This window comes from Archangium sp. (assembly GCF_045802675.1).
Lineage (GTDB): Bacteria > Myxococcota > Myxococcia > Myxococcales > Myxococcaceae > Archangium.
Genome location: NZ_JBJMQO010000005.1, coordinates 94,619 through 108,054, shown reverse-complemented (window position 1 = coordinate 108,054; position 13,436 = coordinate 94,619). Strand labels below are relative to the sequence as shown.

Below are 13,436 nucleotides of genomic sequence, written 5' to 3'. Positions count from 1 at the left end.
TCAGCTGAACAGGTGCTTCAGCGCGTCGAGCGTGCGCCCGAGCGCCGAGCCCCCCGGGGCCGGCGCCACCGTGACCTCGATGAACCCGGGGCTGCCGCCGCGCTCCTCCTCGAACATGTTGCGCACGCAGACCGCGAAGCGCGCGGGCGCGGACTCGCCCTTCCCGTTCACGGTCACTCCCGTGGCCGCCAGCGGGATGCGCAGCTCGTGCTCGCCGCCGAAATCGACGGAGAAGCGCTTCACCTGCCCGCCGCCCACCACGCGCGAGAGCGCATCGGGCAGGCACACCCAGAGCAGGTCTCCGGGCTCGTAACCGCTCTCGAGCCGCACCCGCAGCTCCACCGAGTCCGTCGCGGTCAGTGTCCGTGAGACGGCGTTGCCCTTGTGCAGGGAGACCGCGACCGGAAGCTTCGCGAGGAACCCGCCCCAGTCCTCCTCGCGCTGGCGCGTGAGCTCCACCGCCACGCGGGTGTCCAGCGCACGCACCGAACGGACCGCGCGAGCGCTCGCCGCGAGCTCGACCACCGGCACGCGTTCCCCGTCCACCTCGACGGCCTCCGCCCCTCCCCCCACGCCCGCCGCTTGCAACTCGGCCATGAGCGCGATCGCCGCGACCGAATCCACCGTCGAATACAGCCGCCCGTTCTCGCCAAGCTGCGCCACCACCTGGTTGGCGAGCGCGAGCGCCAGCGGGAGCTCCGCCGCGCCTCCCGCCCGCAGGAGCACCGCCGCCGCGTAGGAGAGCCCGGTGCGCAGTTCCACGGCCCCCAGCTTCGCCTCGCGCGACGTCTCCACCCACCGCCGCACCACCTCGAGCGCCTCGGCCTCGTTCCCGCCACCACCGAATCGCAGCGCCAGATAGGCGTCCTCGGGGTTCTGGATGCGCGACGGCGGCCAGGTGAGCCCGTACGCGCGCATCGCGTCCCCGGCCATCTCGAGCCCTTCCTCGACCGCGCGCGAGAGCGCCGGGCCCATCGCCGCCTCGCCCCCCAGGTCCTTCAGCAGCGCGAGGTGCTGGAGATGCATCGCCGCCTTCGGCCCCCAATACGCATGCGGCTCGTCCAAGACCTCCGGGTACATCTTGAACCCGCGGCCCCGGAGGAACATCGAGCGCTCACGTGCGACGCCCGCCAGGATGATGGACTCGGCCTTGTCCCGGACCGCCGCGCCGGTCTCCTGTCCGCTCCCCTCTCCCGCGAGCGCGTACATCGCGCACGCCGCCAGCATCTTCGCCGCGGTCTGCTCGCAACACGCGTGGCCATAGTCGGCCGTTGCCGTCACCAGCGCGCGGAAGGGACTCTTCAGCCCCGGAAGCACGCGCAACGAGACGATCGACGCGTCCTCCTCCACCGAGAACGCCTCTCCCGGCTCGAGCAGGCGCACCGTCCGCGCGAGCCGCCGCAGCCGTCCCGGCTCCTCCACCTGCTTCACCTCGCGCGCCAGGACGCCCGACGGGCCCTCCAGTACCGCATCGTAACGGCCCGGCCCCGCCAGGAACGTCAGCTCCGTGAGGCCCACGCCGAGCGGCTCCCCAGCGGCGAGCACCCGCCCCTCGCGGATGAGCGGCACCTCCACGCCCTCGCGCAGGACACGCACCCGCACGCCCTCGAGCCGCGAGCCCACGTGAAGCCGCGCGAGCGCCGCGTCCTCGGGGTGCACGAACGCCGGCAGCTCCAGCGAGACGAATTGCTCCTTCTCCGCCCGGAAGCGCGCCTCGGCCGGTGCCCAGTCCAGCCCGGAGAGGACGAAGGCCTCGACCAGGTAGTCGGCGAACCCGGGCCCGAGCCGCACCGGCAGCGTGCCCCTCCCGTTCCGGGTCTCGACGAGCCCCGCGAACAACACCTCGGGCTCCTGGGTCACACGCGACGGAGGGGACCCGGCCTCGCGACCGGCTCCGGTGTGCGGCGCGGCGACCTCCGCCAGGGCGGGAGTGCTCTCGAGCAGCACGGCGGAATAGGAACCATCGTCGTCCTCCCACGCATCGCCCGCGGCCACGGCCGAATAGACCACGCCCCGCTCGTACTCCATCTCGAACAACACGGTCTCGTCGGGCACGACCCCGGCGAGACGCGTGTCCACCTTGCCCACGTCCAGCACGCGCCCCGCGCTCTCCGCATGGGCCTTGAGCCCGCCCGCGAGCCGGCTGGCGGGTGTGTCCGTCGAGAGCAGCCGCGCGTCCTTCACCACCACGTACACGGACGCGTCGTCCTCTGCGCGACCCGTGTCGAGCTGAATCCGCGCCTCCTCACCGGGCGTGCACTTCTCCGGCACGGAGATGGACACGGACACCGCAGCCGGTGTCATCACCGCCGCCCAGCCCTCGAAGGGCTCGCCCTGGACGAACGCGCCGAGCGCGAGCAGGCCCATCGGCTCGGGCACATCGACCTCGACGACGGCGCCGCTCGCGAGCGCTCCGAGCACACGCTCCTGGTGCCCCCCCACCGCGTCGAAAACCACGAGGCTCGCCGTGTCGATGGTCGTCTTCGCCGTGAGCCGCGCCTTGCGCGTGTCCACGCGTTCGAGCTGGAACGGTGTGGAGCGGATGGGCCCGCGATCCAGCCACAGCCCACGCACCGGCTGCGATGAGGCTCCGGGCAGCAGCGAGGCTCCCACCTCCTCGCCCAGCTTCGACAGCACCGTGCGCGAGCGCTCCTCCTCGCGGCTGCCCACGATGGGCACGGTCGCCGTGCGCGAAGGGTCGAGCATCAGTTGCGCGTTGATGAAGTGCGGACCGCGTCCCACGAGCTGGAACGAGGCCTCCACGAAGCCCTGGCGCACCACCACGACCTGCTCCGAGAGCCCCATCCCGCGCACCATGAGCTCGATCCGCACGCGCGCGGTCACCGGAAGGCCGAAGCTCTCCAGGAAGAGCTTCACCCCGAGCGTGCTGCCCTCGAGCCGCCGCTCCACGAGCCGCATGACGAGCGGCGCGAGCCGGTACTCGGCGACGGTGAACTCGCAGGCGGGAAACCCCTCCGGCGCGCCCTGGGGACGCACCTCGTAGTCACCCGCGGGCAGCTCGCGCAGGGTCACCGCCGCCGCGCCACGCGCATCGAGCCGCACCGGACGGGTCGCGAAGAGCGCGCCGTGCACCAGCACCTCCAGCACCACCTCGGCGCCCGGCGCGAGCGGATCCAACACGAGCAGGTGCACCTCGTCGCGTCCCTCGCGGTAGAGCGCCTTGTCACTGGTGATCGCCGAGAGCGAGAGCCTGGGCAGAGACGCGGCCCGGACCTTCGCGCCCGGGAGCGCGGCGCCCTCGGGTCCGAGCAGCGAGAGGATCCGCGGCTCCTGGGATTCACCCCAGAGGGGCTCGGTCCACGCGGACGTGCGCTTCTTGAAGAACCGCCGGGGAAGGAAGGCGAACACACTCCCGAGCAGGAGGTCTTCTCCGAGGCGGCGCGCGAGCTCCGCGTTCGTGACGACGAGCCGATCCGAATCGAACATGCCCCCTCCATGCCGCTAGAGTCCCGCGGAGGAGCCATCATGTCCCAACCCATCCTGCACCACTACCCGCTCTCGCCCTTCTCCGAGAAGGTCCGCGCCATCCTCGGCTTCAAGGGCCTGCGATGGACCTCCGTCACCATCCCCATGATCCTGCCCAAGCCGGACGTGATCGCGTTGACGGGTGGCTATCGCAAGACACCGCTGCTGCAGATGGGCGCGGACATCTACTGCGACACGGCGTTGATCGCGGACGTGCTGGAGCGGCTCGCCCCCTCGCCGACGCTGTACCCGGCCGAGTCGGAGGGACTGGCGCGCATCCAGGCGCAGTGGGCGGACTCCACGCTGTTCTGGACCGTCATCCCCTACGTCTTCCAGCCGGCGGGGGTGCAGAGCATCTTCGGCAACATGCCTCCCGAACAGGGCAAGGCGTTCCTCGCCGACCGCGCGGCCTTCCGGGCCAACGTGCCGCGCATGCGCCCTCCCGAGGCCACCGGGGCGCTGCGGCTCTACCTCCAGCAGCTCGAGGCCCAGCTCGCGGACGGCCGGCCCTGGCTGCTCGGCAAGGCCCCGAGCATCGCCGACTTCTCCGTCTACCATGGGCTCTGGTTCATCCAGCGCGCCCAGGCCGTCGCGGGCATCCTCGCGCCGCACACGCACCTGGTGGCGTGGATGAAGCGCGTCCAGGACATGGGCCACGGCACGTCCGACACGATGGAGGGTGGTGACGCCGTCAAGCTCGCCGCCGCCAGCACGCCGGTGTCCACCGAGGGCGAGGACTTCCTCGACCTGCACGGCCTCGAGAAGGGCGAGCGCGTCAGCATCGCCCCCACCGACTACGGCGTTGATCCGGTGGAAGGAGAGCTCGTGCTCTCGCGTCCCAACGAGCTCGCGGTCCGGCGCGTCGATGCGCGCGCGGGCGAGGTCGTCGTGCACTTCCCCCGCCTCGGCTTCGAGGTGCGCAAGGCGGGGTGAGCACCCGAGGGGCTCGGGGTGGGGAGCCACGGCCCCACCCCGGCACGCCTCAGCCCTGCTCGAGCAGCAGCTTCAGCTCGCGCACGCGCCGGGTGATGTGGTCCCGGTCCAGGCGGCGGAAGCTCTCGGGCAGCAGCTCGCGGCTGGTGCACTCCTGCACCGCCACCAGGTTCTGCAGCTCGATCTCCAACGGGTAGCTCGGCGGCACGAAGTCCTCGAACACCGCCTTGAGGTCCTCCACCGTCGCCTGCTCGCGTCCCTGCGCCAGCGCCCGGAAGCGCGTGCGCACCAGCACCGCCTCCATGTCCGCGCCGCTCAGCTGGCGAGTCCCCGTCGGAATCAGCTCCGAGATGGACGACACCTCCAGCTTCAGGCCCGTCTTCTTCTGCATCACCTTGAAGAGCTCTTCTCGCTCCGCCTCCGTCTCCGGATAGAAGAGCGCGAGGTGCTCCTCGGCGCGTCCCTGGCGCTTGAGGTCGATGGGCAGCAGGTCCGGCCGCGCCGTCATCAGGAACCAGACGATCTTCCCGCGGTACACCGTGTTGCCCATGAACGAGGCGATGGAGCCGAACACGCGGCTGCTCGTCCCCGAGTCCCCGCCCGAATCGCGGTTGCCCAGGAACGTGTCCGCCTCGTCCACCATCACCGCCACCGGCCAGAGCGCCTTGAGCAGGTTGAAGATCTTCTCGAGGTTGGCCTCGGTGACGCCCTGCCACTGGCTGCGGAAGTTGAGGAACTTCACCACCGGGATGCCAATCTCTCCGGCGAAGCAGGACACCAGGAACGTCTTGCCGGTGCCCACCGGGCCGCTCACGAGGTAGCCCATGGGCATCACCTCGATGCGCCCCTTCTTCAGCGCGTTGGCCGCGTTGCGCAGCATCTCCTTGGCCTTGCCGTGGCCCGCCACCGAGTCCAGCGTGTGCACCGGCTCGATGAACTCCAGCAGGCCGTGGCACTCGGCCTGGATGAGCTCCTTCTTCTTCTCCTTGAGCAGGTCGCTGGTGATGCGCACGCCCTGCTCGAGCGCCTCGGTGAGCACGCGGTCCAGGTTGATGCGCGACAGGCCCGCCGTCATCTTCGCCAGGCCCGTGAGCGGCACGTCCGACACCGCCGCCAGCTTCTTGCCCTCCAGCTTGTAGCGCACGTACTCCAGCCGCTCCTCCTCCGTGGGCAGGGGCAGCTCGATGGTGGCCACGTACGGGTTGCGCGTCAGGCGCGGGGAGACGTCCGCCAGGTTCTCCGCCAGCAGCACCACGGACATGTCGCCCGCGAGGAACTGCGGGTCGTGCCCCCACTTCTCCAGCGTGGCGAGCACGAAGCGGTCCTCGGTGGACAGGTGGCTCATCTCCCCGCCGGGCACCAGCGTCTCGGCGAAGTCGATGATGAGCGCGAGCGACTTGCCCTCGCTCATCCGCATCCGCAGGAAGTTCTCCAGGATCTGCAGCGCCCGGCCCGGGTCCCTCGGCAGGCTCTTGGCGTAGTCCGTGCCGTAGAGCGCGTCATAGCCGGCCATGTTCCGCTGCAGCTCCTTCTGCGTCTCCGGAGAGCCCGAGCGGATGCCGGACGAGCGATCATAGAAGATGACGTGATCCCGCCCGCCGAAGAGCTCCTCGGAGAGGAACGTGCGCAGCGGCCCGAAGCTGCGGCCGCCGTCCTCCGCGGTGGTGGGCTGCAGGTCCCTCACCGCGCCGTACAGCAGGAAGGTGCTGACGGTCTTCGTGTAGTACTTCTGGGCCAGCTTGCGGGCCCACCCGGGCAGCTCCGCGAGCGGATCCGCCGCATCCACCTTGCGTGACCTGGTCACCAACACACCCCTCCGGCCCCTCGCGAGGCCCCTGGCGCCCACCTCGAACGGGAGGGCGCCTGTCTGAATGATGGGACTACTTGCAGCCGCGCTGCTTCTTCAGCCGCTGCCGCACCGTGGCCGGCGCCCCGTCGCCCGGAGCCACGTCCACGTCCTCGTCCTCATGGCAACGCAGCTTCAGGCTCACCTGTTTCACGCTCAGGGGCAGGCGCACCAGCTTCGGGGTGACGCCCAGCTCCTGGCCCCCCGCGACGATGGTGGCCCCCGAGGGCGTGGACAGCACCTGCACCTCGAAGCCCTCCGGCTCGATCTTCTCGAGCGTGAGCTGCACGCTCGCCGGCTTGTCACCCGCGGACAGCTCGAGCGCCTTCTGCGCGGGCTTGAAGCCCGGAGCGCTGGCGGACACCACCACCTTCTCGCCCGCCGGCACCTCGCCGATGTAGGGCGCGCTGCTGCCCTTCTCGCGCACCACCTTGTCGCCCACCTTCAGCTCCACGTCCGGCGGCTGGGTGACGACGACCACCTGCGCCACCTTCTTCTCGCGCTCGAGCTTCACCGGCACCGGCTGGGGCGTGGCGCCCTCGGTGACCATCACCGTCTGGGTGAAGGTCTTGTAGCCCTCGGCACTCACCATCACCAGGGTGGAGCCGACCTTCGTGGGCTGCACGATGGGCCCGGACCTGGGCAGCTTGTCGACGTCCTGGCCGTTGATGTTCACCCGCAGCCCGGTGCGCCCCTGCACCTCGGAGGGGAGATCCACCAGGATGTACCCCTGGGGCGCCGGCGCCGGCCGCGTCACGAAGAAGCCCACCAGGCCCACGCCCGCCACGATGAACAGGGCGGCGACGGCCGCGATGAGCGGCATGCGGTTGGTCGCGGCGGCCACCGGCGCCAGAGCGGCGGCGGGAGCCGGAGCGGGAATCCTCGGGTTGGTGAGGGATGCGCGCGCCGGAGGAAGCACCGGAGCGGTCTGCTCCATCGGGTCCTCCTCCTCGTGCACCAGCGGCTCGCGCTCCGTCATCACGGGCGGAGGCACCAACGTCGGCGGCTGCGGCCGGGGGGCCGCCACGGCGGGGATGGACGTCATCGAGGCCCGCGGCGGCGGACCCACGGGCGGCTCGGAGACGGGCGTCTCCGTCGACGGCCGGACGGCGCGCAGCCCATCCATGGTGTTGCGGCCCTGGCGGGCCACGGTGGTGCTCTCCGCGGACGGCGGGGGGCCCGGAGGCCTCGGCGGAGGCGACATCACCGGCGGCACCCGCACGCTGGGGACGCGCTGCGGCGGCTGCTCGTCGATGAGGGCCGCGCGCGGCACCTCCACCGGCGTCACCTTGCGCCCGGGGCCCACGAGCCCCGGCTGCGTGGTGGGCTCGCCGATGAGCTCCGGGCTGCTGACCACCATGGTGGCCCCGGACTCCTCCTCCAGCTGCGGTGGCGGGGGCGCGGCGGCCGTCAGCTTGGGCAGCGTACCGAGCGTGGGCGAGCGGCGCACCCCACTCAGCGAGGGCGTGGCGGGCATGGGCGGCGACACGGGCGGCTGGCTCGGCACCGGCGGCGGCGCGCTGACCGGCGGGGCCTGCACCTGCGGCGCCGACGAGGAGCCGCTGAAGCCCATCTCGATGGCGGCCAGCATGCCGTCGGGCGGCTTGATGTCGGCGTACTCCTGCAGCCGCTGCTTCTCGCGCTCCACGTCCTCGGCGAAGGTGGACCGCATGTACTGCTGGAGGTCCTTGCGACTGAAGACGGACTCGGAGGTGAGCAGGAAGCGCTGCAGGTCGTCGCCCAGCTCGTTGGCGTACTGGTAGCGGTCGTCCACGTCGCGCGCGAGCGCCTTGAGGACGATCTTCTCCAGCGCCTCGGGGATGCGGCGGTTGTACGTGGAGGGCGGGGCCACCTCGGCCTTGCGCACCTTCTCCAGCACGCTGAAGTCGCTGTCGCCCACGAAGAGCCGCTCGCCGGTGAGCATCTCGTAGAGACACACGCCGATGGCGAAGATGTCGCTGCGCCGGTCCAACGGCAGGCCGCGGATCTGCTCCGGGCTCATGTAGCCGAACTTGCCCTTGAGGATGCCGGCCTGCGTCTTGGTGGCCTTGCCCGCGGCCTTGGCGATGCCGAAGTCGATGACCTTCACCTCGCCCTCGAACGAGATGAGGATGTTCTGCGGCGAGATGTCGCGGTGGACGATGTTGAGATCCTGCCCCTGGTTGCTCTTCTTGCGGTGGGCGTAGTCCAGGCCCTCGCACATCTTCGACACCACGTAGGCCACCAGCGGCACGGGCGCCGGCTCGCTCTTCTTCCGGCACCGGTCGAAGATGGCCCGCATGTCCTTGCCGGGGATGTACTCCATCGCGATGAAGTAGCTGTTGGAGATCTGCCCCAGCTCGTAGATTTGAGCGATGTTGGCGTGGTTCAGCTGGACGCTGATCTTCGCCTCATCGATGAACATCGCGATGAACTCGTCATCCTCGGCGATGTTCGGAAGGATCCGCTTGATGGCGACGAGGCGCTCGAAACCTCCGGCGCCGAACATCTTTCCGCGCCACACCTCCGCCATGCCGCCGATGTTGATGCGGTCGAGGAGGAGGTACTTCCCAAATGGGATGGGCTGCCGCTTCGGTTGAGTGGTCGTCACGGGGTGCGTGGCTCGCGTGTTTGAGAGGTGAGCCTATCGACCGCCCCTCCATAGGGTCAACCGCGCGAGTTGAACGCCCCTCAGGGAGCGGGAGCCGGAGCCAGTTCCCCCGCGTCCGTTGCCTCGGGGGCTACACCGGGAAGCGGGGCTTCGGGGAGGCCCGGGAAGGGCATTTCCTCGGCCTGGAGGGGCTCGGCCTCCTCGGGCGGTGTGGGTCGTACCACCGCCACGTGCGGCTGGCCGTCCACCGAGAAGACCGAGGGAAGGCCAAAGCGCTCGCCTGCTGGGAGACCGACCAGCGTCAGCCAGGCCGAGGTGCGGCCGGGAGCCACGCAGTAGATGAACGTGCCCACCGCGAGGCCGGGGGCCTGCTGGACGGGCCCCTGGCACTCCTCGCGCACCTGGAGTGACCAGACCGGCACGCGCACGCCACGCACCAGATACGGCGGCTGGCCCAGGTCCGCGAGCAGCGGCTGCAACACCTCCGGCCGCGAGGGCACCGTTTCTCCCTCGGACAGGGCCCCGGCCCTCTCCTGGAACTGACGCATCGCCAGGGCGGCCAGGTCGTCGGAGTGCAGGGGCAATTGGTTCTCGGCGAGCACCAGGTCGAAGAAGAGCGCGCTCACCAGGAGGATGGGCAGCAGCCGGTAGCCCTTGAAGTCCTCGGCGCGGCCGCGCACCAGGCCCCAGAGGACGATGCCGAGCACCCCCCCCGTGGCGGCCAGCACCAGCGCGGGCCACACCAGACGGGGCGGCGACAGGAAGGCGGACACCTCGGCGCCGCGGGCGCGCAGGGCGTCGCGCAGGTCACCACCGTAGAGCCACCCGAGGGTGAGCAGGCACGCGGCGTTGGCCAGCAGCGTCTTGGTCGAGGGCCGCGTCATCCAGCGAGCGTCCGTGCGGGATCCGTGGCGGCGGCGCGATGACTGGGGAACCAGGCCCCGGCCACCGCGGCCAGCAGCCCGAGCACCACGCCCCCGAGCACCACGGGCCAGGGGAAGGAGAAGAAGCTCTCGGGCTTGAAGGGGAACTGCGGCAGGTAGGAGCCCGCGAGCTTGTCCATGAGCAGCGCGAGCAGCATCGCGGCCAGGGTGCCGAGGCAACCTCCGACGAGCCCCACCACGCCCGCCTCGGCCAGGACGATGTTGCGCACGTCCGAGCGCGAGGCGCCCACCGCCTGCATGACGCCGATCTCCTTGGCCCGCGCGCGCACCGAGGCGCTCAGCGCATGGGCGATGTTCACCGCCGCGAGCACGCAGATGAGGATGGAGAGCAGCGCCAGCGCGGACGTGGTGAGCGTCACCGCCGCGCCCACGTTCTCCGCGAGCCGCCGCTCCTGATCGTCGATCTCCAGGCCCATCTCCTTCACCGCCGCCACGAGGCCCGGCACCGCGCCGGGGCTGGTGGCCACGAGCGTAATGCCCGAGTACGAGTCGGTGTCCTGGCCCAGCTCGCGGTTGAGGCGGATGGCCGTGTCCAGGGGAATGGTGACGCCCGCGAGCAGCGCCCGGTCCGAGGCGCCCACCACCTGGATTTGAGACGAGATGACGGGGGTGTTGGGCAGCGCGGCGGACACGTACGAGCGGTTGAAGTCCACCGGGAGGGTGAAGCCGACGAGCATCCCCGGCGTGAGCCTCGGCAGCTTGCGGGCCGGGGCGAAGGTGTTGTTGTAGATTTCGAGCAGCCGCGTGGAGATGAGGCCCGGCAGGGGCTGGCCCGGCCCCGGGTCCACGAACCTGCCCAGCTGCACGTCGCCCTCGACGAGGCCGGGGTCCACCCCCACCGCGAGCACGTCCACGCCCATGCGCAGCTTCCGGCCGAAGAAGTCGCCGTTGTAGAGGCTCGCCGCGGGGGCGCGCACGCTCATCTTCCGGTAGAGCTTCTCCACGTCCGGCAGCGCCTGGAGCCGCTCCACCATGACGGCGTCCAGCTTGCCGCCCCCGAGGAACGAGCCGAGCGACACCGCCGGAGGCACCACGTCCACCAGCCGCGCGTCGTTGGGGAAGATTTTCTCTTGAATGACGCGGCCCACCCCCAGGCCCAGGCCCAGGAAGAAGACGAGCGCCCCCACGCCCATGGCCACGCCGAAGGCGGAGAAGAACGCGCCCCGCCGCTCGCGCGCGAGGCTCAGCCGCACCAGTTGCGACAGCGCCGCCAGCCTCATGACGCACCTCCGGCCAGCGCGGGACGGGACTCCTCGACGAGCCGGCCCTCCTTGAGGCGCAGCACGCGCCGGGCCGCCGAGCTCATCCGCTCCTCATGGGTGACGGCGAGCAGGGTGAGCCCCTCGCGGTGCAGCTCCTCGAAGAGCGAGATGACGCCCGCGCCCGTGGCCGCATCGAGGTTGCCGGTGGGCTCGTCGCACAGCAGCAGCCGCGGGCCGGTGAAGAGGGCCCGGGCGATGGCCACGCGCTGACGCTCGCCGCCGGACAGCCGCACCGGGGTGCGGTCCTTCTTGGCCAGCAGGCCCACCCGGTCGAGCAGGGACTCGGCGCGCTTGCGGGCCTCGAGCGAGGCGGGGCCGAAGTGCGAGGGCATCAGCACGTTCTCCACCGCGGACAGGTTGGGGATGAGGTGGAAGGACTGGAAGACGAAGCCCACGTGCTGGTTGCGGAAGCGCGCGAGCTCCTTGTCCTTCAGGCCGGCGAGCTTCACGCCCGCCACCTCCACGTTGCCCTGGTAGTGCACGTCCAGCCCGCCCAGCAGGTGCAGCAGCGTGGACTTGCCGCTGCCCGAGGGGCCCACCACCGCGACGAAGTCACCATCCTCCACGTCGAGCGAGAGTCCATCGAGGACGCGCACCTCGGTGCCGTCCCCATCCACGTACTGTTTGACGATGTCGCGTGCGCGTATCAATGGGGTGCCAACCAGAGGGTGAGCTCGGCCTGCAGCGCCTTCTCCTTCTCGGAGAGGCCCAGCGTCACCGCGCGGAGGTCATCCGTGGCGTCCAACCAACGCACCGTGGTCGCCTTGATGGCGAAGCCGCCGATGCCCCACGCCTCGGGGGGAAGCGCCTTCACCGCGTCCGACAGGCGGCGCAGGTCCACCACCATGCCCAACACCGGCTCCTTCAGCGCGCCACGCAGGTCCTCGGCCACGGGGCTGGTGCCCGCGGGACCCTTGAGCCGGGTGAGCGCCGTCTCGAGGCGAGACTGCGGCGCGGCGAGCACCACCTTGTCGCCCACCTCGGCGAAGTGCGCGCCCTCGCCCTGCCGGTACGAGGTGAGGTAGACGCGCTGCCCGTTGACGTCCGTGGGCTTCACCTCGGCGCCGAAGTGCTGGGCCACGGCAGGCAGCTTCTCCAGCGCGGAGGCGAGGCCCGCCGCGTCCTTGGACTCGCCCACCACCACCAGGTGCACGAAGCGGAAGGGGTTGGTGCGGCGAGGGTCCAACGACGGCAGGCCGGCCCCGAGTTGCACGGTGGGGGCCAGGGACACGCCCGCGACGGTGCCGGGCTCGAGCTTGTCGAGCAGCTCGGTCTTCAGGTCGAAGCCGGTCTGCTGCATGGCCTGCGTCACCTGAGAGCCGACGAGGTAGGGCCACACCCCGCCGAGCTGCGCGGGGTCACCCCGGTAGCGCGCCACGAAGAAGCTGTCCTCGGGGAGGTAGCCGAGCAGATCCGGCCCCTGTTGCGGCACGAGCGCGGCGAGCGAGGCCTGGGTGTCGGGCCACGGCGAGTCCATGCGCAGCGTCACCGCGCGCTCGCCGACGGAGCCCGTCACGGTGACGGACTGGGTGGTGCCCGCCGGGACGAGGAAGCCGATACCGCCGGGGAGGAAGGCGTAGAAGTCACGCTCGGCGGGCAGCCGGTTGAGGGAAGCGGTGAGGAGCGGCTCCTGGCCGAGCGACTTCTCCGGAGGCAGCGTGGCGTAGCCGGAGAGCTGCGACACCATGGCGCCCGCGCCCAGCAGGGCGTAGCCCTCGGTGAAGAGCAGTCCCAGCGAGGGCTGCGTCGCGCCGGCGCGGCTGAAGGTGACGAGCGTCCCGCCGGGGACCTTCTGCTCGGCGCGCTCCGCGGCTCCGAGGCGATCCTTGGCGAGCTTCGCGAAGGTGTCCGTGAGCGTCTTCTCGTCCTTCACGGCGAGCACGGAGAAGGCCTGGCCTCCGCCGAGCAGGGCCGCGCCAGCGCCCCGGGCCGGGTCGATGCCGGCGGCCTCCATGGCCTGGCGGCTGCGCAGGTCCACGCCCACCTGGCGCATGATGCTGGAGACGTAGGACTCGGCGGATTGAGCGTTCTGGAGCTGGGCGACGAAGTTGGCCAGCTTGAGGTTCTGGAAGCGCGCGAGCTTCTCGCCGAGCGCCCCGAGGTCCGGCACGACGAGGGCGGCCGGGGCGCCGCGAGGCAGGAAGCGGGCGGGATTGGAGCCCCGGGCGCCCACGGACTTCTCGCCGCAACGGGAGCAGCCGGCGAACACGAGCAGCACGAGCACGAGCAGGGGCCAGGGAGGGGCGCGGCGGAGCATGGGAACGGGAGTGCAGACGGCCCGGGGCCTGGAGTCAAATTCTTCCTGCTGGAATCCCGGAGGGGCCGTCCGGGGGCCGACCTTGCCCTACCCGAAGACTCACTGGGAGAGTGGGTGG

General features: G+C 71.1%; 8 protein-coding genes. 1 reads left to right on the top strand and 7 read right to left on the bottom strand.

The features are described from left to right. A complete protein-coding gene (locus ACJ8AN_RS01155) occupies positions 1–3,447 on the bottom strand; it encodes a hypothetical protein (RefSeq protein WP_407753309.1) in 3,447 nt (1,148 codons plus the stop codon). Positions 3,448–3,486: 39 nt separating this feature from the next. On the opposite strand from ACJ8AN_RS01155, the gene ACJ8AN_RS01150 reads away from it, so the two are divergent. Continuing rightward, positions 3,487–4,419 carry a glutathione S-transferase family protein gene (locus tag ACJ8AN_RS01150; RefSeq protein WP_407753308.1) on the top strand — a complete coding sequence of 311 codons (933 nt, stop codon included), beginning with the start codon at positions 3,487–3,489 and terminating at the stop codon, positions 4,417–4,419. 49 nt (positions 4,420–4,468) lie between these two features. Here ACJ8AN_RS01150 and ACJ8AN_RS01145 read toward each other — a convergent pair whose 3' ends face one another. The 6 genes from ACJ8AN_RS01145 to ACJ8AN_RS01120 all read right to left on the bottom strand — a co-directional run bounded on the left by ACJ8AN_RS01145 (position 4,469) and on the right by ACJ8AN_RS01120 (position 13,318). Then, complete coding sequence (locus ACJ8AN_RS01145) at positions 4,469–6,223, bottom strand: ATP-binding protein (protein ID WP_407753381.1); 1,755 nt, start codon at positions 6,221–6,223, stop codon at positions 4,469–4,471. 76 nt (positions 6,224–6,299) lie between these two features. Continuing rightward, positions 6,300–8,855 (bottom strand): protein kinase domain-containing protein, encoded by a 2,556-nt coding sequence (locus ACJ8AN_RS01140; protein ID WP_407753307.1) that lies wholly within the window; start codon positions 8,853–8,855, stop codon positions 6,300–6,302. A gap of 80 nt (positions 8,856–8,935) precedes the next feature. Next, entirely contained in the window at positions 8,936–9,739 is an 804-nt protein-coding gene (locus ACJ8AN_RS01135; protein ID WP_407753306.1) for a hypothetical protein, read from the bottom strand. Further along, positions 9,736–11,019 carry an ABC transporter permease gene (locus tag ACJ8AN_RS01130; protein WP_407753305.1) on the bottom strand — a complete coding sequence of 428 codons (1,284 nt, stop codon included), beginning with the start codon at positions 11,017–11,019 and terminating at the stop codon, positions 9,736–9,738. Before ACJ8AN_RS01130 ends, ACJ8AN_RS01135 begins: the two co-directional genes overlap by 4 nt. Next, positions 11,016–11,711 carry an ABC transporter ATP-binding protein gene (locus tag ACJ8AN_RS01125; RefSeq protein WP_407753304.1) on the bottom strand — a complete coding sequence of 232 codons (696 nt, stop codon included), beginning with the start codon at positions 11,709–11,711 and terminating at the stop codon, positions 11,016–11,018. Before ACJ8AN_RS01125 ends, ACJ8AN_RS01130 begins: the two co-directional genes overlap by 4 nt. Continuing rightward, positions 11,708–13,318, bottom strand: coding sequence for a hypothetical protein (locus ACJ8AN_RS01120; RefSeq protein WP_407753303.1), 1,611 nt, complete (start codon positions 13,316–13,318; stop codon positions 11,708–11,710). Before ACJ8AN_RS01120 ends, ACJ8AN_RS01125 begins: the two co-directional genes overlap by 4 nt. Positions 13,319–13,436 lie beyond the last annotated feature (118 nt).

What these genes read in the sequence shown, in the direction of transcription:
- ACJ8AN_RS01150 (WP_407753308.1), top strand. Translation starts at nt 3,487, where the DNA reads ATGTCCCAACCCATCCTGCACCACTACCCGCTCTCGCCCTTCTCCGAG.
- ACJ8AN_RS01120 (WP_407753303.1), bottom strand. Translation starts at nt 13,318, where the DNA reads ATGCTCCGCCGCGCCCCTCCCTGGCCCCTGCTCGTGCTCGTGCTGCTC.
- ACJ8AN_RS01130 (WP_407753305.1), bottom strand. Translation starts at nt 11,019, where the DNA reads ATGAGGCTGGCGGCGCTGTCGCAACTGGTGCGGCTGAGCCTCGCGCGC.
- ACJ8AN_RS01135 (WP_407753306.1), bottom strand. Translation starts at nt 9,739, where the DNA reads ATGACGCGGCCCTCGACCAAGACGCTGCTGGCCAACGCCGCGTGCCTG.
- ACJ8AN_RS01155 (WP_407753309.1), bottom strand. Translation starts at nt 3,447, where the DNA reads ATGTTCGATTCGGATCGGCTCGTCGTCACGAACGCGGAGCTCGCGCGC.